Consider the following 283-nt stretch of genomic DNA (forward strand, 5'->3'; position numbering starts at 1 on the left):
AAAAGATACTGCGATTTTCTTTGCTTCTTGATAAGTAATTACCATGGAAATACTCCAAATTAAAAATGTTTGAAGATAGTAAAATTGACTTCTCCTCCTTTTTGTATTTGCCTATCAATATACCTTTTTGGATAATTGTGCTTTATGGCCTGCTGGATCGATGGCGTTAAACAAAGGCCGTCTGAAACGGTTTTTCTGTTTTCAGACGGCCTCTTAGCTCAAACCTTGAAAACCGCATGCGCGCGTTCCGCACACATGCTACTTATTGAGTTTAAGTTTTATA

1 protein-coding gene is annotated in these 283 nt (G+C 37.1%); it reads right to left on the reverse strand.

Annotation, left to right across the window (positions count from 1 at the left end):
* Positions 1-45: hypothetical protein (locus HMPREF3139_RS11160; protein WP_283127005.1), on the reverse strand; the 45-nt coding region annotated here is incomplete at its 3' end.
* Positions 46-283: the final 238 nt, after the last annotated feature.

This window comes from Neisseria sp. HMSC15G01, assembly GCF_001808255.1.
Lineage (GTDB): Bacteria > Pseudomonadota > Gammaproteobacteria > Burkholderiales > Neisseriaceae > Neisseria > Neisseria subflava_A.